Consider the following 542-nt stretch of genomic DNA (forward strand, 5'->3'; position numbering starts at 1 on the left):
ATCTTACGGTACGACATTGAGACCGTTAGATTTTGCGTGAAGTCGGACATCGACGGATCTTGACAGTGTGGCATCTCACACTGGATATCGACGATAGACGCGTTTTCTAGCTTAGTGGTGAAGAAGTTCTCTTGTTTGCCTTCGATAGAAGTGCGGTACCATTTCAGTTCAACAGTCTTCATCTTCTCACCAGAAGAAAGCGCGTTGTACAGCAGTGGCACGGCTTTGTTGAGAGTGACGGTAAACTGGAAGGGTTTATGAACACGTTGACCAGAAGGTTGACCAGATTGAGGATCGGTCGGAACCGAAATGACGTGTTCAAACTTCTGAACCAGCATCTCGTCTTCGTGACCTTCGACATAAGAGTCACCGATAGAGTCAGCCGTACAGGCGCCCGCCGTGATCAGACCCTGAGTTTCACCGTCGATAGAAATATAACATGGAGTTGGCATAGTAAAATCCTTAGAGGTTGTGTGTAATAACACTAACTCTTAGTCAAAAAGCGTGCCAAAATTAAAATGTATATATTTCAACAATTTAAG

The 542-nt window shown here is 44.6% G+C and carries 1 protein-coding gene; it reads right to left on the reverse strand.

Annotated features, from left to right (window positions below):
* Positions 1 to 452: Hcp family type VI secretion system effector (locus tag QTN94_RS20395; protein ID WP_331428688.1), on the reverse strand; the 452-nt coding region annotated here is incomplete at its 3' end.
* Between the last annotated feature and the right edge of the window lie 90 nt (positions 453 to 542).

Source organism: Vibrio sp. M250220, assembly GCF_036533795.1.
In the GTDB taxonomy this organism is placed as follows: domain Bacteria; phylum Pseudomonadota; class Gammaproteobacteria; order Enterobacterales; family Vibrionaceae; genus Vibrio.